Raw genomic sequence first — 22,529 nt, forward strand, 5'->3', positions numbered from 1 at the left:
GCATGAGGAGGGACGTATGGCTTTGAGCTTTGCAACACCCCAATCGGGCGATCAGGGGACGCCCATTTCCGATCTGAACACCACGCCGTTGATCGACGTGATGCTGGTGCTTCTCATCATGTTCATCATCACCATCCCGATCCAGACGCATAGCATCGGCGTCGACCTGCCGGGGCAGGCGGTCGAGCAGACAATCCCGATGGACCCGGTCAAGAACAAGGTGACGATCGATGCGGCGGGCGTGATCCGCTGGAACGGGGCGGCGGTCGATCGGCTGACGCTGCGGCAATATCTGGCGGCGTCGCTCCGGATGCCGGTCGAGCCGGAATTGCAGTTCCAGCCGGAGGCCGATGCCCGTTACGTGACCGTGGATGAAGTGCTGGCCGATATCAAACGGTCCGGCGTCACCCATCTGGGCTTCGTCGGCAACGAACGCTATCGGGATTTCTGACAATAGCTGTGCCTTGTCCCCTGCCTGCGTCCCCTGTAGAAAGGCGGGCATGGAAAGGGGGCAGGGCGCATGAAATCCATTCGATATGGTCTGATCGCCTTCTTCTGCCTCGGCGCCGTGTGGGGCGTGGCGCATATGGCGGCCCTGCCGGCATCAGACGGCACCGGCATCCCCGGCTTCGACGTCGCACCCGCCGCGCGGCAGCACGGCCAGAGCAATTGGCGCTACCTGCCGGTTCTGCGATAAGTCACGCGATCAAGAGCCGGGCGCCATCGCTCGCCTGTTGCAGGAAGCCGATCGGCCCGCCGACATCGACGCCTTGGGGCAGGTCCGCTGCCGTCATGCTGCTCAGGGCCAGTCCGCTCTGGCAGGCGGACAGGGTGACCCCCAATGCCAGTGATTCGGCCAGCAACGTGGCAAGATCAGGCAGGCCCGCCGCCCGATGATCGGCATCGCGTGGGCCGGCGAGCGGCGTCGCCAGCAAGGCGACCGCATCGAGTTGCAGGAATATCGCCGCCTCTCCACCCAGCGCCGCCTGCGCCGCCGCCAGCATCAGCGCGCCGCGCAACCGCTCCGCATCGGCGGTGGCGACGATGATATTCAGGGCGCGCATAGTTCCACCGCGCAACCGGGGCAGGCCGGGTCTTTGGGCACCTCCAGCGTGCGGAACCGCATGGACAGCAGGTCGGCGATCAGCAACCGCCCGGCCATGTCCGTGCCGAACGGGACCAGCGCGCGAATCGCCTCCAGCGCGGCCAGGCTGCCCATCGCGCCGGTCAGCGCGCCGATCACGCCGGTTTCGGCGCAGTTGCGTTCCGGCGCATCCTGTGGCGCACCGACCAGGCAACGATAACATGGCTTGCCCGCTTCCCAGCCGCGATAGGTCGCGACCTGCCCCTCGAACGGGCCGACCGCGGCCGACACCAGCGGAATACGCAGCCGCTGGGTCGCGTCGGCCACCGCCAGCCGTGTGTCGAAATTATCGCATCCGTCCAGCACGACATCGGCCTCGCGCAGGATCAGATCGGCATTGGCGGCGTCGAGTCGCGCGTTGATGGGGATCAGCTTCACATCCGGATTGAGCCGGGCGACGGCAGCCATCGCCGCCTCCGCCTTGGGTGTCCCGACATCGGCCGTGCCGAACAGGACCTGTCGCTGAAGATTGGACAGGGCGACCGCATCATGATCGATCACGCGGATGGTGCCGATGCCGGCGGCCGCCAGATAGAGAATCGCCGGGCTGCCGATGCCGCCCGCGCCGATCACCGCCACATCGGCCGACAGCAGCCGGGCCTGACCCGCGCCGCCTATTTCCTTGAGGATGATATGCCGGGCATAGCGCTCCAGCTGGTCATCGCTCAGCGTCACGGCGCGTCGGACCAGAGGAAGCGAACCTGCGAGCGCATCCAGTGCGGCTCGGCCGCGCCGTCCTTGGGGAAGCTGTTGCGCAGCGAACTCAGGATGCGGCTGCTCACGAACTTTTCCACTTCGGGGCAGCGGGCGTTGACCGGCGCGATCTTCAGCGGCTTTCCCTCCCCCGACAGCAGGAACAGCATGTCGATTTCCAGCAGATGCGATCCCTGATGATCGACCGCGCCGCTACATTCGCCACGGCGATAGAGGCGGGCGACATCCTCCGACCATTCCGGCGATTTGCGCCGCCCCAGCCAGCCGTCGATGACGGGCACGCTGCCCAGATCCTGCGGCATGGGCGGCGCGGCGCCCGGTACCGGGGTTGCAGCCAGCATCAGCGAAAGCAGCATTGTCATCGCATCACACTCCTGTGGAACCGAACCCGCCCTCTCCGCGAACGGTATCGTCCAGACTATCGACTTCGGCAAAGCTGGCAAGCTGCACCGGCGCCGCCACCAGCTGGGCGATCCGGTCGCCGCGCGCGATCGGGAAGGGCTGGTCGCCCAGGTTGATGAGGATGACCTTCAATTCGCCGCGATAGTCGGCGTCGATCGTGCCGGGCGTATTGGGCAGGCTGATGCCATGTTTCAGCGCCAGCCCGGACCGGGGGCGCACCTGAACCTCATAGCCTTCGGGAATAGCCATCGCAAAGCCGGTCGCGACGGCATGACGGCCGCCCGGCGCCAGCACCAGATCCTCCGCCGACACGACATCCATCCCCGCCGCATGGGCGGTGGCATAGGTCGGCACCGGCAGCCCCTCCCCATGGGGCAGGCGCTTCAGCTGGATGTCAATCGGGGGAAGAGGCGAGGGCATGGGCAACCTTTTCGATGAGTATGTCGGCCACCTCGCTTTTGGGGAGGCTGGGCCAGGATATGATGCCGGCGGCGCTGACGATCTGTACGGCATTGGCATCGCCGCCCATCACGTCTCCCGATACGTCATTGGCGACGATCCAGTCCGCGCCTTTCCTTGCGAGCTTGGCCTGCGCATGCTCGGCGATCTTCTGCGTTTCGGCGGCAAAACCGATCAGCAGGGCAGGGCGCCGCGCATGATGGCCCAGCGTGGCCAGAATGTCGGGGTTCTCGACCAGCGCGAGCGGGGCCGGCTGACCGGAGCCATCCTTCTTCAGCTTCTGGTCGGCCGCGTCGGCGGTGCGCCAGTCGGCCACGGCGGCGACCATGATCGCGACGTCGGCGGGCAAAGCGGTTTCGACGGCGGCCAGCATCTGCCGTGCGGTTTCCACATCGATGCGATCGACGCCCGCGGGCGTGGGCAGATGGACCGGCCCGGCGACCAGCGTGACGCGCGCGCCAGCCCGTGCGGCGGCGGCGGCGATGGCGAAGCCCTGCTTGCCCGACGAGCGATTGGCGATGTAGCGCACCGGGTCGATCGGCTCATGCGTCGGGCCGGCGGTGATGAGGATATGCTTGCCCGATAAACCGCCGCTTGCTTCGCGCCTGTCTGGAACCGGTTGAGTGAAAGGCGTCTCCACTTCGCTCGATGCGAACGGCGTTTCGAGCAACCGCGCAATTTCTGTGGCAATGGCTTCGGGTTCGGGCAGTCGTCCCTTGCCAAATTCGCCGCAGGCCATGGCGCCGTCGTCCGGCTCCATCACATGCACGCCATCGCCGCGCAGCCGGGTCAGGTTCCGCTGGGTCGCGGCATGATGCCACATGCGGACGTTCATCGCCGGCACGGCCAGCACCGGCTTGTCGGTGGCCAGCAGCAAGGTGGTCGCCAGATCGTCGGCAATGCCGTTCGCCATCTTGGCAAGGATGTTGGCCGTCGCGGGCGCCACGACGACCAGATCGGCCTGGCGCGACAGCTGGATATGGCCGATCTCGCGCTCGGCCTTCAGGTCGAACAGATCGTCATAGACCTGATCTTCCGTCAGCACGCCCAGCGACAGCGGCGTCACGAACTGCGCCGCGCTTTCCGTCAGCACCGCGCGCACCGCAATGCCCCGCTTGCGCAGCAGCCGCACCAGTTCGAGCGACTTATAGGCGGCAATACCGCCCGACACGATGAGGAGGACGCGCTGGGTCATTCGTCGATCCGGTCCAATTCCGCATGGCATGACACGGCCAAATCCGTCTTTGCCAAAGGCGCATGGATCCGGGCAGTGGCGTCTTTGCGCGTCATGGCCTCAGGATAAGGTAAGCAATGCCATAGCGCCAGCCCCGGCCGCCGCCGCGATCACCGCCACCAGCGCATAGCGCCAGCCGCCACCCACGCGGATCAGCTTCACTTCGGTCAGCGGCGGCGGGGGCGGGGCGCCGCCCTTTTCGGGGAAGGCGTCCTCGATCCGCTTGACCAGGCCCGGCAGTCGCTGAAGCGTGCGCCAGTTTTCGATCAGCGTGTCGGCCGCCTTCGCTTCAGGCCCCAATTCGTCGCGCAGCCAGTTCTTCACATAGGGGCCGCTGGTTTCCCACAGGTTGATGTCGGGGTCGAGCGCGGTCGCCACGCCCTCCACCATCACCATCGTCTTTTGCAGCAGCAGCAGATGCGGTTGGGTCTGCATGTCGAAATCGCGGGTGATGGCGAACAGGCCGTCCAGCATCCCGCCCACGGACAGTTCGCGCACCGGCTTGCCGCGCATCGGTTCGCCCACAGCGCGCAGGGCCGTGGCGAATTCCGCGACATTGTGATGGGCCGGCACATATTGCGCCTCGAAGTGAATTTCCGCCACGCGCTTATAATTGCCGGTGATCAGGCCATAGAGAATTTCCGCCAGCCACATGCGCGCGCGCCGGTCGATCCGGCCCATGATCCCGAAATCGATCGCGACGATGTCGCCATTGGCTTTTACGAACAGGTTCCCCTGATGCATGTCGGCGTGGAAGAACCCCTCCGCAATCGCCTGTCGCAGGAAGGCGTTGACGAGGCGGGCGGCGATATCTTTCACATCATGGCCAGCCGCGATCAGCGCGTCGCGATCGGAAATCTTGATGCCGTCGATCCACTCCATCGTCATGACCTTGCCGGTCGTGCGGTCCCAGTCGATGGCGGGGATGCTGTAACCCGGCATCGCCTCCATCGCTTCGGAGAGTTCGGAGGCGGACGCCGCTTCACGGCGCAGGTCCAGTTCGCGCACGGTCCAGCGCTTGAAATTCGCGATGACCAGGCGCGGACGCAGACGCGCGATCTCACCGCCCAGCATCTCGACATGGGCGGCGGCCCATTCATAGGTCTGGATGTCCCTGTTGAACTTGTCGATGACGCCGGGCCGGATGACCTTCACCGCGACGTCGCGGCCATCTGTAGTGACCGCGCGATGCACTTGCGCGATGGAGGCGGCGCCCACCGGATGTTCGTCGAAACGGCTATAGACCTGCTCCAGCGGGCGGCCGAAACTGGTTTCGACCTGCGCCCGGATCGTATCGAACGGCACGGGGGGCAGGGCGTCCTGCAAGCGCAGCAGATCGTTCGCCGCATGATCGCCAACCAGATCGGGCCGGGTCGCCAGCGTCTGGCCCAGCTTGATCGCGGCCGGGCCGATCGACTGGAAAGCATCGGCATAGCGCGGCTGCTGGGGCACGCGCGCGCCCAGACGCGCGATGCGGACCAGGCGCCGGACCGGGCCGGGGGTGAGCGGATCGCGCTCGATCCCGGTCAGCGCGCCATGCCGCGCCAGGGTGCGCCCCCATTTGAGGAGACGCCAGATATGCGTGATATGAGCGGTCATGCGGGCGTCAGATCTTCCAGCCCGAATGAATCGCGACCAGCCCGCCCATTATCGGTTCGACCTTCGTATTCACGAAACCGGCCTCGCGGATCATGCTTTCGAACTTGGGCATGGGCGGGAAGCGGCGGATCGATTCGATCAGATAGCGATAGCTGTCGGCATCGTTGGCGAACAGCTTGCCCAGATGCGGCACCAGCTTGTGGGAATAGACGTCATAGACGTCCGAAAAGCCCGGCCAGGTGGTGGTCGAAAATTCCAGGCAGAAGAAGCGTCCGCCGAACTTCAGCACTCGGTTCGCTTCCCGCAGAGCCTGGTCGATATGGGTGACGTTGCGGATGCCAAAAGCGATCGTATAGGCGTCGAACGCGCGATCGCCAAAGGTAAGCGTCTCGGCATTCTGCTCCGACCAGATCAGGCCCTGCATGCCCTTTTTCTGTGCTCTCTCGACGCCCACGGCCAGCATTTCGGGATTGATGTCGGACACCGTGACCTGTGCGCCATGCCTGTGCATGCGGAACGCGATGTCGCCGGTGCCGCCCGCCATGTCGAGAATCTGTTCGCCGGCGCGGGGCTTTACCCGACGCACGAACTGATCCTTCCACAAGCGATGCGCGCCGCCGGACATGGCGTCGTTCATCAGGTCATATTTGGCCGCGACATTGGAGAAGACTTCGCGGACCATGCCCGCTTTTTCGGCGGCATCGACGTCGCGATAGCCAAAGGATGCTGTTTCGCTCATGGGCTTCGCTCTAGCCGCAGTTCCGGCGCCATGCCAGCGCGAAGGAGAGGGGACATGATCCTCTCCTTCCATTCGCTCGAAACATACGGGGAGGATGTATCCGCCCTATTGTCCGGGACCGACAGTCCCTACATGATGCGCATGCCTGAGCTTCCCGAAGTCGAAACCACTGTCGCTGGCCTGCGTTCCGTGCTGGAAGGCAGCGTGCTGACCCGCGTGGAGCCGCGCCGCGCCGACCTGCGCTGGCCGATCCCTGTCGATCTGCGCCAGCGGATGACCGGCGCCACCGTGACGGGCCTGTCGCGCCGCGCCAAATATGGCCTTATCGAAACCGATCGCGGCGACATGATGATCTTTCACCTGGGCATGTCGGGCCGCTGGCGAATCGACCCGGCGGAAATCGGCACGCACGACCATCTGCTGCTGGAAACAGGGCCGAAAGAATCCGGGAAGGGCCATGTCCTCTCGCTCAACGACCCGCGCCGATTCGGATCGCTCGATCTGGTGCGGTCGGACGCATGGCAAAGCTACACGCCCTTCACCCGCATGGGGCCGGAGCCGCTGGGACCGGATTTCCATACTGCTTATCTGGCCGGCGCGCTGGGCGGCAAGGGGACGTCGATCAAGGCCGCGCTGCTGGATCAGCGGATCGTGGCGGGACTGGGCAATATCTATGTGTGCGAAGCGCTCAACATGGCCGGCATCGCCCCGACTCGGGCGGCGGGCAAAATCGGCCGGGCACGACTCGCCCTGCTGGTGGAGGCGATTCGCGAAGTCCTGTCGGCCGCCATCGTCGCAGGCGGCTCCACCCTGCGCGACTATGCGCGACCAGATGGAGAGTTGGGCTATTTCTCCAAACAATGGCGTGTCTATGGGCGAGAAGGCGAAATCTGCCTGTGCGGTGGCACCGTCCAGCGCCGGGTCGATGGTGGCCGATCGACCTTCTTCTGCCCGAAATGTCAGAAATAGCGCTGCCCGAATCCGTTGACGCCCGCTCCGATACTCTGTAAGGGGCGCACCTTCACGAGGCATGTCGGCAGTTCGGCGAGCCTCTTCCCGAGATTTGATGAGAACCGAGGAATAGAATGGCCAATACGCCGCAAGCCAAGAAGCGCATCCGTCGCAACGAGCGTCGCGCCGCAATCAATGGCGCCCGCATCAGCCGGATCCGCACCCTGGTGAAGAAGGTGGAAGCCGCGATCACCGCCGGTGACAAGGACGTCGCTGCAACCGCCCTTCAGGCCGTTCAGCCCGAACTGGCCCGTGGCGTTGCCCGCGGCGTGCTGCACAAGAATACCGCGTCGCGCAAGTTCGGCCGCCTGACCAAGGCTGTCAGCGCGCTCGCCTAAAAGCCTCCGGCTTTTTGACGATTTAAAGGCCCGCCCCGGCTGCCGGGGCGGGCCTTTCGTCGTTTCTTCATATTTTGTTCACTTTGGACGATCGGCGGATTTCCCGCGATTCGACGCATTGCAGCGCAAATCATCGTCAATAAACTGTTGAAAAACTGTCATAATTTGATTGTCGGCGGATTCCCGCGGCTTTGCCGAGTCAACGGCTTTATTTCACTTTTTTGAACCAAGCCGCCCTTGATCCCATCAAGCAGGCCCGTCTATTTTTGAAATCCGGCCGCTGTCGAATCACCTTGAAGCGGCCGTCATTTGAGATCGATTATCGTGGAGAATCCGGAAACGGGGGCGTTTCCGGATCGGGCTCCTTGCGTCTTTTTTCCTGCCCGAAGTCGGGGGGCACTATTGGTAGGGTCGTCTAAGTCTATGAAGGATATTGTGCGCGTGGTTGGTTGGCAGGACGGACAGGTGGACAAGGCCGATGCCGGCCTGGAATCCGCCTGGACCGCGATCCGCACCGGCCTGCGCCGCGATGTCGGCGCGCGGATGTTCGACCAGTGGTTGAAGCCCGTGCGGCTGGGCGACTATTGCGCCGAATCGCAGACGCTCGACCTGCTGGTGGCCAGCGACTTCAGCGCCAATTTCGTGTCCGGCCAATTTGGCGACCGCCTGCGCATGGCCTGGCGCAGTGCCAGCGTCGGCGTGCGCGAAGTGCGCCTGCGCCGGGCGACCGACGTGGCCGGCCCGCGCCTGCTGGAAGTCGTGCATGTGGAGGATGCCGCGCCTTCGCTCGTCGATGCGCCTGTCGCGATCGCTTCCAACTTCCTGCCGCGCCATGGTTTCGAAGAATTTGTGACGGGCGATACCAATCGCCTGGCCTTTTCGGCGGCGCAGGCGATGGCGGGCGAAGCCACGCCGCGTTTCAGCCCGCTCTTCATCCACGGCGGCACGGGGCAGGGCAAGACGCATCTGCTGCATGCGATCGCCCGCGCCTTCTGCGCGCACAGCCCGTCGCAGGCCGTCCTCTACATGTCGGCCGAACGCTTCATGGTCGAATTTGTGAACGCGATGCGCGCCAATGAGACGATGGCGTTCAAGGGCCGGCTGCGCGCCGCCCGGCTGCTGCTGATCGACGATATCCAGTTCATCGCGGGCAAGGGATCGACGCAGGAGGAGTTTCTCCACACGATCAACGACCTGATCGATACCGGCGCGCGCATCGTCGTGACCGCCGACCGGGCGCCCCAGCTGCTCGAATCGATCGACCCGCGCATCCTGTCGCGCCTGGCCGGTGGTCTGGTCGCGGACATTCAGCCGGCCGGCCTCGACCTGCGCCTCGCCATCCTCGAATCCAAGCGCGCCGTCGCCGGCGATCCGCCGGTGCCCAATGCGGTCATCGATTTCCTGGCCCGGTCGATCCGGTCGAACGTGCGCGAACTGGAAGGCGCGTTCAACAAGCTGGTCGCCTATGGCCAGCTGACCGGCCGCTCGATCGACCTCGACTTCGCGCAGCAGATGCTGGCCGATGCCGTGCGGGCCAATGCCCGCCGCATCACGGTGGACGAAATCCAGAAGGCCTGCGCCGCCCATTTCAAGATAGACCCGTCGGAAATGCGCTCCAAGCGCCGCGCCCGCGCGGTCGCGCGCCCGCGTCAGGTGGCGATGTATCTTGCCAAGAAGATGACGCCGCGTTCGCTCCCCGAAATCGGCCGTATCTTCGGCGGGCGCGATCACAGCACGGTGATCCATGCGGTGCGCACGATCGAGGCGCTGCGCGAAAGCAACCCGGACATGGACGCCGACGTCCGCGCGTTGCAGCGCCTGCTGGAAGGCTGAGAAGGAACCCGATAGGCTGGCGGCATGATTCGCCAGCTTGTCCTGTTCGCCGCCGCTTTGCTGACCCTCTCGCCGGTTGCGGCCCAGACGCAGCCAGCGGCGCCGCCCGCGCCTACTTCGCAGGATGTGCGGGTCGCGCTCGACACCAGCGCCGGTAAGATCATCGTCGCCGTCCACGCCGACAAGGCGCCGGTCACGGCCGCCAACTTCCTGAAATATGTCGACCAGAAGCGGTTCGACGGCACGGCCTTCTATCGCGGCGTGGGCGCGGCCGATTACGGCTTCGTGCAGGGCGGGGCGAAGAACGACCCCAAGCGCATCCTGCCCCCGATCAAGCATGAGCCGACCAGCCAGACCGGCCTCACCCATGATGACGGCGCGCTGTCGATGGCCCGTTATGCGCCGGGCAGCGCGACCGGCGACTTTTTCATCGTGCTGGGCAAGATGCCGGGCATGGATGCCCAGCCGCAACAGGCGAGCGGTGACAATCAGGGTTTTGCCGTCTTCGCCCATGTGGTGGAGGGGCTGGACGTAGTGAAGGCGATCCTCGCCGCGCCCAAATCCGCCACGGCCGGAGAAGGTGTGATGAAGGGCCAGATGCTGGCCGACCCGATTCGGATCGTGACGGCGCGACGGGTGCCGTAACCTTGGCGTCAGCGTAGTTCGTCCCTGTCCTCAGACGCCCGATCCAAAATCCGGCCAGCCGCCATGTCGGCGGTGACGTTACCGACAGTACGGAAGATGTCGGGCACCGTCTCCACCGCCAATAGCAGGGGCAGCGCCTCCACGGGCACCCCCATGGCCAGGCAGATGGGACCGGTGGTGGTGAAGAAGGTGATCTGGCTGGGCAGGCCGACCGCCGCCAGGCTGACGATCGCGGCCACCAGCACGCCCATCACCAGTTGCGCCGGGCCGAGCGCGACCCCGTTCATCGCCGCGACATAGAGGGCGACGCCCAGATTGGCCGGCGGACTGGTGATGCGGAACAAGGATATGGCGAGCGGCAGGACGATGCTGCGCGTGGTTTCCCGCACATCGAGCAGCCCGTCGCTCGCCTGGATCATGGCGGGCAGGGACGCGATCGAGCTTTGCGTCGAAAAGGCGATGGCCTGCGCGGGGATGGCGGCGCGGACGAACCGGCCCAGACCGATTCGCCCGGCGATCATGACCAGCGGATAGATAAGCAAGGTCACGACGACGCAGATCAGCACGATGAAGCCGATATAGTGAAGCAGCGCCCCCGCCGTCGCCAGACCCGATCGCGCGCCCGCGACCAGCGCCAGCGCGAACACGCCGATCGGCGCCAGCCACAAGACCCAGCCGACCACGATCAGCAGCGCGTCGGCCAGCGCCTGAAAAAAGCCGGTCAGCAGCGTCCGGCGCGCCTCGGCGATGCGGGTGACGGCAAAGCCGAAGATCAGCGCGAAGAGCACCACGGCCACCACCTGCCCCTCGCTGGCCGACTTCAATGGATTGACCGGGATGAAACCGAGCAGCCATTGCGCGGAGGGGCGCACATCCGGCACTTCGGCCACGCCCTCCGCACCCGCCAGCGCGCCGACGGCCCCGGCCGGCACGGGCCAGAGGTGCAGCATCAGCGGTCCCACAAGCGCCGCGACGCTCGCCGATCCGACCAGCAGGATCGCGAACAGGGCGATCGCCCGACCGGCCATGCCGTTGGTCCGCACGCTGGTCGCCGCCTGGGTGATGCCCGTCACCAGCAAGGCGAAGATCAGCGGGATGAGCGGCATCTGGAGTCCGCCCAGCCAGGCCTTGCCGATCGGCTGGGCCAGCGCCACCACATCGTCGCCCCACGGCCCGCCACCCTCCGCCAGGGCGATCCCGCAGCCAAGGCCCAGTACAAGCGCGATCAGGATGCGGACGGTCAAGGACATGGGTTTCGGTTTCCTGGGGATGGTGCCTGAATGGCAACGGGCAGGGGCAGGCTATCCGCTATGTTGGCGGACGAAACAGGGAAATTTCGGCCACACGACAAAAAAAGCCGGCGCATCCTGCGACGCGCCGGCTTTTTGGTCCGCATGAAGCGAGGTCTGTGCTCAGCCCTTCTTTTCGGGCGGCAACGTCACCCGCACATCCTCCCCGCTTCGGCCGGGGAAGTTGGTGAACATCACGTCGATCAGGTTGGGCACCAGATAGGTCAGCTTGTTGGACAGCGACTGGGCGCTGGCCTTGCCTTCGAACAGGCGGCGATTGTCGGCCGCGCGGTCGATCTTCATGCTGAGGTCGCTGGTATAGACGGTATAGCTGGATACGTCGTTGAAACCGCCGCCGCCAAACAGCCAGGGATCGTAGAAGCCATAGCCCCAGGGGCGGCCCCAACGACCGCCAAAGCCACCGCCCCATGGACCCCATGCCGATCCATAGCCGCCGCCAAAGCCGGTCGAGCGGACCTTTTCACGGCCATTGTCGACATCATAGGCGACGCGCACGATCAGGTCGGCGCGGGCCGGGTCGCTGGCCGCGACATAGCCGGTCTGGGCCAGGCGCTGCCCGACCAGATCGGCATAATGGGCGAACTCCAGCCCGCCGGCGAGCTGCGGGTTGTCGGCGACGATGGTGTAGCTTTGTCCTGCGGGCGCAGGGAGCTGCTGGAAACGGGCGACGTTGGCCTTGAAGCCAGTGGCGCAACCCGACAGCGCGACCAGCGCCAGAGCGGGCGCTGCAATCAAGCCGAACTTCTTGAAACGAGCCATGTTTTTACGTCCTATTTCAGGCGAACCCGCCTGCGACCATCTTTGCGCCCTGTCATATCAAAACGCAACTGAACATCGTTTGAACGCGCGAACCCATCGAACGGGCGCAAAACCATGTTCTCACATCTACGACGCTGCGGAGATGGCTATTCCGTACCGCAAAGAAAAGGGGCCATCCTTTCGGACAGCCCCTGTGACTTTGGCGCATCGGTCGCAAATTAGCGCATCAGGCCCCCCGCGCGTCAGCGCATCAGGCCCCCCGCCCCCGCGCGTTAGCGCATCAGGCCCCCCAGTGCGTCAGCGCATCAAACCCATCGCATCATAGGCTGCGCGCAGCGTCGGCTCGGCCGCCGCCGCCGCCTTGGCCGCGCCCTTGTCCAGGATCGCGTCGAGCGCGGCATCTTCGGTCCGCAGCTCCAGGAAGCGCTCGCGAATCGGGCGCAATGTTTCCACCAGCACCTCGCCCAGTGCCGGCTTGAACGCGCCAAAGCCCTTGCCCGCAAACTCGGCGCAGACCGCATCGGTCGTCCGCCCGGTCAGCGTGGCCAATATGCCGACCAGATTGCTGGCTTCGGGGCGGCCGCTCAGGCCCTCGGCCGTTTCGGGCAGCATTTCCTGATCGCTCTTGGCCTTCTTCACCTTGGCCATGATCGCGTCATCATCGTCGGTCAGGTTGATGCGGCTCAGGTCGCTGGGATCGGACTTCGACATTTTCGCCGTGCCGTCGCGCAGCGACATGATGCGCGCCGATTCCCTGGGGATGATCGGGGCGGGCAGGGTGAACAGGTCCACGCCGAAATCGGTGTTGAACTTGGTCGCGATGTCGCGGCACAATTCCAGATGCTGTTTCTGATCCTCGCCCACCGGGACATGGGTGGCGTTGTAGATCAGGATGTCGGCGGCTTGCAGCACCGGATAGACGAACAGGCCGACCGAGGCGCCCTCGCGATCCTTGCCCGCCTTGTCCTTGAACTGGGTCATGCGGTTGAGCCAGCCGATGCGCGCGGTGCCGTTCAGCAACCAGCACAGCTCGGCATGGGCTGGCACGCGCGCCTGGTTGAACAGCACGCTGCGGTCCGGGTCGATCCCCGCCGCCACCAACGCCGCGGCCATGTCGCGCACGTTGCGGATGCGCTGCTCGCGCCCTTCATGCACCGTGATGCTGTGCATGTCGGCGAGGAAAAAGAAACACTCGCTCTGAGCATCCATCTCATCCTGCATCCGCACCCAGTTGCGGATCGCGCCCAGATAATTGCCAAGGTGCAGATTGCCGGTGGGCTGGATGCCGGAAAGGACGCGCATTACTAAATCCGTTCTCTTCTTCAGGTTGCTTTTTTGCGGCGCATCAGCGCCTTGATATCGGACAGCCGATAGGCCCCCGTGACGACCGACGCCAGCCCGTAAAGCGCCACGCCCGCGCCCACCAGCACCGCCAGCGCCACATAGCGCTGCACCATCGCCCCGGTCAGCCAGGGATCGAGCAGATCCTCGCCCGCCCAGAGCGCCACGCCCATGATGAGCGCCGCGATCGCCAGCCGCGGCAGGCGGCGGCGCAGTCCCGCATCGGCCGCGAAATGGCCGCGCTTCACCAGCGTAGCATAGAGCATCGCGACATTGATGGTGGAGGACAAGGCCGTCGCCAGCGGCGGGGCGACATGGCCGAACCCGAACCGGGCCAGCGTCGGGATCATGGTCAGGTTGCCCACGATATTGATGACGATGGACAGCATGGCGTAACGCACCGGGGTCTTCGTGTCGCCGCGCGCATAATAGCCGGGCGTCAGCACCTTCACGAGGACATAGGACGGCAGGCCGATCGAGAAAGCCGACAGCGCCCAGCCGCATCGCATCGCATCGTCCGGCGTGAAGCGGCCATATTGGAACAGCCCCCGTACGATCGGTTCGGCGACGACCAGAAAGGCGACGGTGGCCGGCAGCGTCAGGAACAGCGCCAGTTCTATGCCGCGATTCTGCGTCTCCATCGCCTCGGCCTCCTGCCCCCTGGACAGCATGCGCGAAATGGTGGGGAGGAGGATGGTGCCAAGGCCAATGCCGATCAGGCCCAGCGGCAACTGGTTCAGCCGGTCGGCATAATAGATATAGGTGATCGATCCCGACGCCAGCAGCCAGCCGGACAAGGCGGTGGAGATCAGCAAATTGATCTGCGACGCGCCCGCGCCGGCGGCGGCCGGCAATATCTTGCGCAGCAATTCGCGCACGTCGCCGTCCAGCCGCGGCCGCTTGATCGTCATGGACACGTCCGACCGCTTGCAGGCCCAGATCAGCCACAGCAGTTGCAGCGCGCCGCCGATCGTCACCGACATGGCCTGCACCCGCGCGGTCTCATATTCGTCGGCACCGTGGAAAAACCACAGCCCCGCGATCATCGCGACGTTCAGCAGGATTGGGGCGGCGGCATTGACCCAGAATTTGTCGAGCGAATTGAGGATGCCGCCCAGCAAGGACGCGAGAGATATCAGCGCCAGATAGGGAATGGTGATGCGCGACAGGGTGACCGCGAAGGCGAATTGATCCGCCGTCGGGTTTTGCCGCGAAAAGCCGCCCGACAGCGCCCAGGTGATCGGCCAGGCGGCGGCGATCAATATGGCGGTGAACAGGATCAGGACCGGCAGAAGGACGGCCAGCGCCCGCTCGGCAAAATCATAACCGGCAGGCAGTCCGCCTTCACCGGCCGCCTTCTTGTTGAAGAGCGGGATGAAGGCGGCGGAAAAGGCGCCTTCGGCAAAAAGGGCGCGAAACATGTTGGGCAGGCGGAAGGCGACGCCATTGAAGGCGTCCGACGCGAAGCCCGCCCCGACATAGCGCGCCGCGAGCGAATCGCGCACCAGCGCCAGCACCCGGCTGGCGAGCGTCAGCCCGCCTACGGAGCCAAGGGCCTTGACCAGTTTCACGGCCTAATCCCTCCAGCCGGTAAAATCCGTTCGTCCTGAGCAACCACTGGGCGAAGCCGAAGTGGCGTATCGAAGGATAGATGCGCGGATGCTTCGATACGGGCCTTCGACAAGCTCAGTCCCTACTCAGCACGAACGGTTATGTCGGGTAAATCAGGCGTGACCGGCCGGTTCGCCTGCTGTCACTTCCATCTGCTCGGCCTGTTGCAGGTAGAGCGAACCGAAGTCGATCGGATCGAGCAGCAGCGGCGGGAAGCCGCCATCGCGAATCGCGTCGGCCAGAACCCGGCGGGCGAAGGGGAAGATGAGGCGCGGCGCTTCGGCCAGCATGAAGGGCTGGACCTGGTCTTCGGGCACGTTGCGCATGCCGAACAGGGCGGCATAGAGCAGTTCCACGGCAAAGGCGGTACCCTGCGGCGCGACAGCCTTCACTTCGATCTTCAGCGCGATTTCCAGCACTTCGTCAGTGACGCGCTCGGCGCCGATGTTGAACTGCACGTCAATCTGCGGCTGGTCCTGCCACTGATATACGGCGGGCGCGTTCGGATTTTCGAACGACATATCCTTCACATATTGGCTGATCAGGGCGATCTGCGGCGCGGTGTCGGCGCCATTGCCCAGGTTCGTGGTGATGTGGTCCGTTGCGTCGGCCATGCTCTTCCCTTGACTTTCCTCTGGTCCGGCGGCGGAAAGCCCCCGAATATCTCGACCCGCGCGCTTAGCAGGGGCTTTCCGACAGGGCAATGGCGGCGCTGGGCGCTTTGACGCGCCGGCCGGATAAGCCGCTATTTGAAACTGCGTGCAAACATGCCTATGTTGGCCGGAACATTATCCCACGAAAAAGGGTATAGCCTTCCGTGTATGTGATCGTCATCCTCGCCATGATCGCCGGTTTTCTGGCGCTGCGGCTCTATTCCGTGCTGGGCAAGCGCACCGGCCACGAGCAGGAGCCCGCACCGCGCCCCGCCGACGAGCGCGCCAAGGTGACGGTGCTGCAACCTGGGCCCGCATCGCAGAATAGCGGCGATTCGGTTCGCCTGGCCGAAGGGCTGATCGGCCCCGGCGCGGAAAATGGCGTGCGCGCCCTGATCGCCAGCGATCGCAATTTCGATGTGCCGCAATTCGTGGAAGGCGCCAAAAGCGCCTACAAGATGGTGCTGGAGGCCTTTTGGCGCGGCGACCGCGACGAATTGGCCTGGCTGTGCGACGATGACGTCCGCGCCTCGTTCGAGGAAGCGATCGCTGTGCGCGAGGCCGACGGCCATGTCCTCGACAATCGTCTGGTCCGCATCGAAAAGGCGCAGATCGTCGAAGCGTCGGTCAATGGCCGTGTTGCCGAAGTCGCGCTGCGCTTCGAAGCGGACATCGCCGCCGTCACTCGTGACAAGGACGGCAATGTCGTTGCCGGTTCGCTGACCGATGCGGTCGGCACCAAGGATATCTGGACCTTCACTCGCGATATCCGCAGCGCCGACCCCAACTGGAAGCTCAGCGAAACCGACGAAGCGGCATGATCGCGCGTCAGTCGGGGGCAGCGCTGCTTGCGGCGCTGATGCTGTCCGCCTGCGCGGGCGGCGTCATTCCGCCATCCGGTTCCGGACCCGCGCCGAATCGCCCATCAGCCGGCGGATCGGGTGGGGAAGCGGCCCGTCCCGTTCCCACCACGCCGCGCCCGACCCTGCCGGTCGATCTCCCGACGGACCCTGCGCTCGACCGGGCGACGGCCGCTGGCCTGGGCGTCACGCGCGGTCCGGATATCGCCGCCCTCATCCCATCGGGCGAACGCTCGCGCCTCGCGCTACAGGCCTTTCGGATATCCTGCCCCACATTGATGCGCCGCGCCGACGCGAGCGGCCTCACGCGCGGATCCGACTGGAACAGCGCCTGCGCCGCGGCCTCCAGCTGGCCCGAAGCCACGGCCAGCGAGTTTTTCTCCCGCTATTTCGAAGCGGTCCAGGTGGGCGACGGCACGGCCTTCGTCACCGGCTATTATGAACCGGAAATCAGCGGGTCGCGCACTCGCATGTCCGGTTATGAAGTCCCCATCTATCGCCGCCCGCCCGACCTGATCGACGTCGATCTCGGCCAGTTCAGCGACAGCCTGAAAGGGCGCTCGGTCCGGGGCAAGGTGAACGGCACCAAATTCGTGCCCTATGACGATCGCAGCCAGATCGTGTCCGGCACGCTGGCGGGGCGTGGCCTGGAAATCGCCTATGCCGCCGACCCGGTCGAATTCTTCTTCCTTCAGGTGCAGGGCAGCGGCCGGCTGAACCTGCCCGATGGCGGCGTCATGCGCATCGGCTATGATGGGCAGAATGGCCGAGACTATACCGGCATCGGCAAACTGATGAAGGATCGCGGCCTGATCCAGGCCGGCTCGATGCAGGACATCATGCAATATCTACGCGCCCATCCGGTCGAAGGCGCGGCGATCATGAACGAAAACAAAAGCTTCGTCTTTTTTCGCGAGCTGACCGGCGCCGGCCCGCTCGGCGCGCTCGGCGTCCCGGTGACGGCGGAGGGGACGGTCGCCGCCGATCCAAAATATATCCCCTTGGGCGCGCCGGTACTGCTGTCGCTGGACCGGGCGGAGCCGCAGGGCGTGTGGATCGCGCAGGATACCGGCGGCGCGATCAAGGGCGCCAATCGCTTCGACACCTTCTGGGGGGCAGGTGCGCGGGCGCGGGGCATTGCCGGCGGCATGTCGGCGCGCGGCAGCGCGCTGGTGCTGCTGCCGATCGGCTCTGCCGCCCGCCTCGCCCGACCCTGATCCATCGCCATGGTTCGGCGGCGGCTGTCCCAGGATGAACAAGCGCTCTGGTCGGCGCTTGCCCGTACGGTGCGGCCGCTTCGCCCTGCCGCGCGCCCGGCCAGTGCGCTGGTCACGCCCATGGACCAGCCGATCGACCGGCCGGCCGCGACGGGCTCGGTCAAAACAGGGTTAACAAAAGCCCCGTCGCGGTCCGTCGTCGCACCGCCCGCCCGCACGCCTGCCGCCGTGCTGGACAGCGGTTGGGAACGGCGCATCCGTAGCGGCACGATCAGCCCGGAGATGAGCATCGACCTGCACGGCCACAGCCTGTCTTTGGCCCATGCGCGCCTTAACCAGGCGATCGGCCAGGCCCTGACCTGCGACGTGCGCGTCCTGCTGGTCGTGACCGGCAAGCCGCCGAAAGGCGCGGGGTCAGGCGGGGCATCGCGGCGCGGCGCCATCCGCGGCGAGATCGGCCATTGGCTGGAAACCAGTTCCTATGCCGATCATATCGCCAGCGTAAGGATCGCCCACCCGCGCCATGGCGGCGACGGGGCGATCTATCTGATATTGCGCCGCAAAAAATGACCCATTTTTGCAAGATCCGCTGATCTTTTCTTAACCACTGTCCTTCATATCCCCATGATCGGAGGTTCTGCGGAACGGTATCGGGCGGGAGGCACATGCAGGGCGTGACGTTGAAAAGCCGCGCTGCTGCCTTTGCCTGTGCCGCCGGGGCGCTGGTGTTCATCCTGTCGCTCGTGCTGGGCTATACGCCGGGGCAGGAGGATGACCTGCTTCAGGTCGGCCGCGCGCTCATCATCGCCATCCTGTGCGGCACGATGAGCTGGGCCTCGGCCCGCCGCACCATCGCCACGACCGCGACCGCGATCGACGCTGCTACGGAGCGGCTGCTGTCTGCCGCGCATGGCGACCTGCAATCGCAGGTGCCCGCGGAGATCGGGCAGGAGCTGCCCGACCTGGCGGTCGCGATGGAAAGCCTGTTCAGCCAGGTGCGCACCAATCTCGATCATGTTCAGACGCTGGCCCTGTTCGACCAGATTACCGGCCTTGCCAACCGCACCAGCTTTTGCCGGCAGGTCGAACGATTGCTGGCCGAACGCGATGACAATGGCATCGCCACCCTCTTCTTCATCGACCTGGACGGGTTCAAGGGCGTCAACGACACGCTGGGCCATGCGGCGGGCGACCAGCTGCTGGCGCGTGTCGCCGGGCGCCTGCGCGAAGTGGTGATGGCGCAGGTCAGCACCGGTGGGGGCGACGCCGTCATCGGTCGTCTGGCCGGCGACGAATTCACCATGTTCTTCCCCCATCTGTCCGGGCCGGCGGCCGCGCACCGCATCGCCCGCGCGATACAGTTCGCGTTGAGCGAACGGTTCGACCTTGGCAGTCAGCATGTCGAACTGGGCGCATCGATCGGCATCGCCTGCTATCCCGACCATGGCGCCACGCTGGCCGATCTGCTGCGCGCGGCGGACATCGCCATGTATCATGCCAAGCATCAGGGGCGTGGCCGCGCCGAAATCTATACCGACGCGCTGGCGCTGGAGGCGCAGGATCGCGCCGAACTGGAACGCGACCTGTTGCGGGGTTTGGAGCGGGACGAGTTCCTGCTGGAATTCCAGCCGCAGATCGACGTGGCGACCGGCCGTGCTGTCACCGCCGAAGCGCTGGTCCGCTGGGCGCATCCCGAACGGGAGCTGGTCATGCCCGGCGCCTTCGTGCCGATCGCGGAGGAAAGCGGCTCCATCGTCGCGCTGGGCGACTGGGTGATGGGCCGCGTGTGCCAGACTGCGGCGCGATGGTCGCAGGCGGGGATAAGCCAGCGCATTGCCGTCAACATCTCCACCCGCGAACTGGGACAGGCCGACTTCTTCCTGCGGTTGCGCCACGCCATCGCCACCCATGGTGCGCGGCCCTCCATGCTGGAGCTGGAGATCACCGAATCGCTGGCGATGGAGATGGAGCCGCGCGTGCTGGAGCAGTTGCGCGCGCTGCGTCGCGACGGCGTGCGCATCGCCATCGACGATTTCGGCACGGGCTATTCCAATCTCGCGCGGTTGAAGGAGCTGCCCGTCGACCGGGTCAAGATCGATCGCAGCCTGGTGCGCGATATCGCCATCTCGGCTGAAGCGCGCACCATCTGCTCCGCCGTCGTCGGCCTGATTCAGGGCCTTGGCATGGAAGTGGTGGTCGAGGGGATTGAAAGCGAAGCGCAGATGGATGTCCTGCGCGTCATCGGCTGCACTTTGTTCCAGGGCTATCATCTGGCGCGGCCGACGGGGGAGCAGGCCTATCTCAGCCAGTTCGCCCCTCAGCGACCCGTGGTTCGGGACGTAGGATAGGGCCCCTCTCATTCCCCCTCCCGCCTGTGGAAGGGGGGGCAACGTCCCGATCAGCCCAGCGCGCGTTCCACCACCATCGCGTAAATCCTCGTCAGATCCCGCAGATCCTGCACGGCGACCGCTTCGTCCAGCTTGTGCATGGTCGCATTGTTCAGCCCGAACTCCACCACCGGGCAAATTCGCGACAGGAACCGGGCGTCCGACGTGCCACCGGTGGTCGACAATTCCGTCTCCACGCCCGTCACGTCGCGAATAGCACCGCGCACCAGATCGCTGAATGTACCGGGCTGGGTCAGGAAGGATTCGCCGCTGATCCTGGCTTCCACCGTGCCGCCCTGGGGCCCGGCAATGCCCTTGATCCGTTCGATCAGCGACGCGCCCGTATGCTGGTCGTTGAAGCGGATGGAGATGCGTGCGGTCGCCGCGCCCGGGATGACATTATGCGCGACATTGCCGACGTCCAGGTCGGTAATCTCGATATTGCTGGGCTGGAACCAGTCTGTCCCCGCGTCCAGCACCTCTGCTTCGATCAGCGTGAGTATGCGCACCAGCCTGGGGATCGGATTGTCGGCCAGATGCGGGTAGGCGACATGGCCCTGGCTCCCTTCCACCCGGATCCACATGTTGACCGACCCGCGCCGGCCGATCTTGACCACATCGCCCAGCCGTGCCGACGATGTCGGTTCGCCCACCAGGCACAGGTCCGGGCGCAGGTCGCGCGCCTGCATCCGGTCCATCAGCGCGAGCGTGCCATAGACGGCCGGCCCTTCCTCGTCGCCGGTGATGATGAGGCTGATCGTGCCGGGCAGATCGTCGGGCAGGCCGTCCAGCGCCGCGACGAAGGCCGCGATCGATCCCTTCATGTCCACCGCGCCCCGGCCATAAAGCAGGTCGCCGCGAATGTCCGGCACGAACGGATCGCTGGTCCATCCCGCGCCCGGCGGCACCACGTCCAGATGCCCGGCAAAGGCGAAATGCGGGCCAGCGCCGGTCGTGCGCCAGGCCAGCAGATTTTCGACCGGCCCGTCGGGCGCTTCGCCCACCACGAACCGGTCCACGGTGAAGCCGCGCGGCACCAGCATCGCCTCCAGCACGGCGAACACGTCGCCGGTGGCAGGGGTTACGGACGGGCAGGCCAGCAGGCGCTCCGCCAGGGCCACGACATCTTCATTGCTACTGGTCATGCTCATCCTGTCGCGTTAGCGAAAGCCATGTGCCTTGGCCAGTGTCACGAAGCTGGCGCCCACGGGACGAAAGAAGGGATGATGATGCGGATCGATCGACGGGACATGATGGCTGGAACGCTGGCGGCCGGCATCGGCGCCATGCTGGGCGGCGCACCGGCGATGGCCGCGCCGACGCCATGGGTAAAGCCGCCCCGCCTGCGCACGGGCGATACGGTTGGCCTGATCGAACCGGCGGGTTTCACCGACGACAGTTTCGACATCGACCTGGTCAAGGATACGATCACGGCCATGGGCCTGAAGCCAAAGCTCGCGCAGCATCTGGCGGGCCGATACGGCTATCTGGCCGGCACCGACAAGGACCGCGCGGCCGACGTCAATGCGATGTTCGCCGACCCGGATGTTCGGGCGGTCTTTGCGGTACGCGGCGGCTGGGGCTGTGCGCGCATCCTGCCGCTGCTGGATTTCGCCACCATCCGCAAAAATCCCAAGCTGCTGGTCGGCTTTTCGGACATCACTGCGCTGCATCTGGCCTTCGCCGCCAAGGCGGGCTTTACCACCATCCATGGTCCCAATGCGGCGAGCAGCTGGGGCCAATATAGCTGGGACGCCTTTCGCGCGGTCGCCTTCGATGGCGCCACGCCGACCTTCGCCAACCCGGTCGGGCATGAAGACCGGCTGGCGCAGCGCATCGGCCGCGTCCGCACCTTCCGCCCCGGCGTGGCGCGCGGGCGATTGCTCGGCGGCAATCTGACCGTGCTGGCGGCGCTGATGGGCACGTCCTGGCTGCCCGATTTCGACGGCGCGCTGCTGTTCATCGAGGATGTGGGCGAACAGCCCTATCGCATCGACCGGATGCTGACCCAGCTGACGCTGGGCGGGGTGCTGGGCCGGGTGAAGGGCGTGATCTTCGGCCAATGTACCGATTGCGGGCCGGGCGGCCCCAGCTACGGCGGCTTCACCCTGTCGGAGGTGCTGCAACAACATCTGGAGCCGCTCGGCATCCCCGCTTTCCAGGGCGCCCAATTTGGCCATGTCGCCAACCAATATAGCCTGCCGATCGGCATAGCGGCGGAAATGGACGCGACGGCAGGGACGGTCCGTTTGCTGGAAAGCGCGGTGGCTTAG

24 protein-coding genes are annotated in these 22,529 nt (G+C 65.5%); 11 read left to right on the forward strand and 13 right to left on the reverse strand.

All coding sequences use genetic code 11. The annotated features are described in order from the left end of the window. The first annotated feature begins 16 nt into the window (after positions 1 to 16). Both AC07UX_RS00640 and AC07UX_RS00645 read left to right on the forward strand, forming a co-directional pair. Positions 17 to 451 carry an ExbD/TolR family protein gene (locus AC07UX_RS00640; protein ID WP_495190110.1) on the forward strand — a complete coding sequence of 145 codons (435 nt, stop codon included), beginning with the start codon at positions 17 to 19 and terminating at the stop codon, positions 449 to 451. 69 nt (positions 452 to 520) lie between these two features. Beyond that, positions 521 to 697 carry a hypothetical protein gene (locus AC07UX_RS00645; RefSeq protein ID WP_495190111.1) on the forward strand — a complete coding sequence of 59 codons (177 nt, stop codon included), beginning with the start codon at positions 521 to 523 and terminating at the stop codon, positions 695 to 697. A gap of 1 nt (position 698) precedes the next feature. Here AC07UX_RS00645 and AC07UX_RS00650 read toward each other — a convergent pair whose 3' ends face one another. The 7 genes from AC07UX_RS00650 to AC07UX_RS00680 all read right to left on the reverse strand — a co-directional run bounded on the left by AC07UX_RS00650 (position 699) and on the right by AC07UX_RS00680 (position 6,291). After that, a complete protein-coding gene (locus AC07UX_RS00650; protein ID WP_495190112.1) occupies positions 699 to 1,064 on the reverse strand; it encodes a DsrE family protein in 366 nt (121 codons plus the stop codon). Further along, positions 1,052 to 1,819, reverse strand: a complete 768-nt coding sequence (locus tag AC07UX_RS00655) for a HesA/MoeB/ThiF family protein (RefSeq protein WP_495190113.1) — start codon at positions 1,817 to 1,819, stop codon at positions 1,052 to 1,054. Before AC07UX_RS00655 ends, AC07UX_RS00650 begins: the two co-directional genes overlap by 13 nt. Continuing rightward, a complete protein-coding gene (locus tag AC07UX_RS00660) occupies positions 1,816 to 2,220 on the reverse strand; it encodes a hypothetical protein (RefSeq protein ID WP_495190114.1) in 405 nt (134 codons plus the stop codon). Before AC07UX_RS00660 ends, AC07UX_RS00655 begins: the two co-directional genes overlap by 4 nt. Positions 2,221 to 2,224: 4 nt before the next feature. Then, positions 2,225 to 2,680 carry a dUTP diphosphatase gene (dut, locus tag AC07UX_RS00665; RefSeq protein ID WP_495190115.1) on the reverse strand — a complete coding sequence of 152 codons (456 nt, stop codon included), beginning with the start codon at positions 2,678 to 2,680 and terminating at the stop codon, positions 2,225 to 2,227. Further along, complete coding sequence (locus AC07UX_RS00670; protein WP_495190116.1) at positions 2,655 to 3,914, reverse strand: bifunctional phosphopantothenoylcysteine decarboxylase/phosphopantothenate synthase; 1,260 nt, start codon at positions 3,912 to 3,914, stop codon at positions 2,655 to 2,657. The genes dut and AC07UX_RS00670 overlap by 26 nt, the downstream gene beginning before the upstream one ends. Before the next feature lie 99 nt (positions 3,915 to 4,013). Next, on the reverse strand, positions 4,014 to 5,552 hold the full coding sequence (gene ubiB / locus AC07UX_RS00675; RefSeq protein ID WP_495190117.1) for a 2-polyprenylphenol 6-hydroxylase: 1,539 nt from the start codon (positions 5,550 to 5,552) through the stop codon (positions 4,014 to 4,016). 7 nt (positions 5,553 to 5,559) lie between these two features. Beyond that, positions 5,560 to 6,291, reverse strand: a complete 732-nt coding sequence (locus tag AC07UX_RS00680; RefSeq protein WP_495190118.1) for a class I SAM-dependent methyltransferase — start codon at positions 6,289 to 6,291, stop codon at positions 5,560 to 5,562. Between the two features lie 141 nt (positions 6,292 to 6,432). On the opposite strand from AC07UX_RS00680, the gene mutM reads away from it, so the two are divergent. The 4 genes from mutM (at position 6,433) to AC07UX_RS00700 (ending at position 10,118) form a co-directional block, all read left to right on the forward strand. Continuing rightward, positions 6,433 to 7,260, forward strand: a complete 828-nt coding sequence (gene mutM, locus AC07UX_RS00685) for a bifunctional DNA-formamidopyrimidine glycosylase/DNA-(apurinic or apyrimidinic site) lyase (protein ID WP_495191741.1) — start codon at positions 6,433 to 6,435, stop codon at positions 7,258 to 7,260. A gap of 116 nt (positions 7,261 to 7,376) precedes the next feature. Beyond that, the gene (rpsT, locus tag AC07UX_RS00690) at positions 7,377 to 7,640 is read left to right on the forward strand and encodes a 30S ribosomal protein S20 (protein WP_311269274.1); all 264 of its coding nucleotides are present in this window, start codon (positions 7,377 to 7,379) and stop codon (positions 7,638 to 7,640) included. 423 nt (positions 7,641 to 8,063) lie between these two features. Next, positions 8,064 to 9,473, forward strand: coding sequence for a chromosomal replication initiator protein DnaA (gene dnaA, locus AC07UX_RS00695; protein WP_495190119.1), 1,410 nt, complete (start codon positions 8,064 to 8,066; stop codon positions 9,471 to 9,473). Positions 9,474 to 9,497: 24 nt separating this feature from the next. Next, the gene (locus AC07UX_RS00700; RefSeq protein WP_495190120.1) at positions 9,498 to 10,118 is read left to right on the forward strand and encodes a peptidylprolyl isomerase; all 621 of its coding nucleotides are present in this window, start codon (positions 9,498 to 9,500) and stop codon (positions 10,116 to 10,118) included. Positions 10,119 to 10,126: 8 nt separating this feature from the next. Here the strand turns inward: AC07UX_RS00700 and AC07UX_RS00705 are convergent, their stop codons facing one another. From AC07UX_RS00705 to secB, 5 genes are all read right to left on the reverse strand, one after another. Beyond that, a complete protein-coding gene (locus AC07UX_RS00705) occupies positions 10,127 to 11,368 on the reverse strand; it encodes a dicarboxylate/amino acid:cation symporter (RefSeq protein WP_495190121.1) in 1,242 nt (413 codons plus the stop codon). Between the two features lie 162 nt (positions 11,369 to 11,530). After that, positions 11,531 to 12,187, reverse strand: coding sequence for a DUF4136 domain-containing protein (locus AC07UX_RS00710; RefSeq protein ID WP_495190122.1), 657 nt, complete (start codon positions 12,185 to 12,187; stop codon positions 11,531 to 11,533). Between the two features lie 297 nt (positions 12,188 to 12,484). Further along, positions 12,485 to 13,489: a tryptophan--tRNA ligase gene (gene trpS / locus AC07UX_RS00715; protein WP_495190123.1), complete on the reverse strand. Its 1,005-nt coding sequence runs from the start codon at positions 13,487 to 13,489 to the stop codon at positions 12,485 to 12,487. 20 nt (positions 13,490 to 13,509) lie between these two features. Next, positions 13,510 to 15,099 carry a murein biosynthesis integral membrane protein MurJ gene (murJ, locus tag AC07UX_RS00720; RefSeq protein ID WP_495190124.1) on the reverse strand — a complete coding sequence of 530 codons (1,590 nt, stop codon included), beginning with the start codon at positions 15,097 to 15,099 and terminating at the stop codon, positions 13,510 to 13,512. A 153-nt stretch (positions 15,100 to 15,252) separates the two neighbouring features. After that, positions 15,253 to 15,753 carry a protein-export chaperone SecB gene (gene secB / locus AC07UX_RS00725; protein WP_495190125.1) on the reverse strand — a complete coding sequence of 167 codons (501 nt, stop codon included), beginning with the start codon at positions 15,751 to 15,753 and terminating at the stop codon, positions 15,253 to 15,255. A 203-nt stretch (positions 15,754 to 15,956) separates the two neighbouring features. Between secB and AC07UX_RS00730 the strand changes: the two genes are divergently transcribed. The 4 genes from AC07UX_RS00730 (at position 15,957) to AC07UX_RS00745 (ending at position 20,217) form a co-directional block, all read left to right on the forward strand. Further along, a complete protein-coding gene (locus tag AC07UX_RS00730; RefSeq protein ID WP_495190126.1) occupies positions 15,957 to 16,613 on the forward strand; it encodes a Tim44/TimA family putative adaptor protein in 657 nt (218 codons plus the stop codon). Continuing rightward, positions 16,610 to 17,869 carry a murein transglycosylase A gene (mltA, locus tag AC07UX_RS00735; protein ID WP_495190127.1) on the forward strand — a complete coding sequence of 420 codons (1,260 nt, stop codon included), beginning with the start codon at positions 16,610 to 16,612 and terminating at the stop codon, positions 17,867 to 17,869. The genes AC07UX_RS00730 and mltA overlap by 4 nt, the downstream gene beginning before the upstream one ends. Before the next feature lie 9 nt (positions 17,870 to 17,878). Continuing rightward, positions 17,879 to 18,439, forward strand: coding sequence for a Smr/MutS family protein (locus AC07UX_RS00740; protein WP_495190128.1), 561 nt, complete (start codon positions 17,879 to 17,881; stop codon positions 18,437 to 18,439). Between the two features lie 95 nt (positions 18,440 to 18,534). Further along, the gene (locus tag AC07UX_RS00745) at positions 18,535 to 20,217 is read left to right on the forward strand and encodes a putative bifunctional diguanylate cyclase/phosphodiesterase (RefSeq protein ID WP_495190129.1); all 1,683 of its coding nucleotides are present in this window, start codon (positions 18,535 to 18,537) and stop codon (positions 20,215 to 20,217) included. Between the two features lie 50 nt (positions 20,218 to 20,267). On the opposite strand, the gene dapE is transcribed toward AC07UX_RS00745, so the two are convergent. Further along, positions 20,268 to 21,407 (reverse strand): succinyl-diaminopimelate desuccinylase, encoded by a 1,140-nt coding sequence (gene dapE, locus AC07UX_RS00750; protein WP_495190130.1) that lies wholly within the window; start codon positions 21,405 to 21,407, stop codon positions 20,268 to 20,270. A gap of 72 nt (positions 21,408 to 21,479) precedes the next feature. Between dapE and AC07UX_RS00755 the strand changes: the two genes are divergently transcribed. Beyond that, complete coding sequence (locus AC07UX_RS00755; protein ID WP_495190131.1) at positions 21,480 to 22,529, forward strand: S66 peptidase family protein; 1,050 nt, start codon at positions 21,480 to 21,482, stop codon at positions 22,527 to 22,529.

It is taken from the genome of Sphingobium sp. GW821-FHT02B05, from assembly GCF_059421905.1.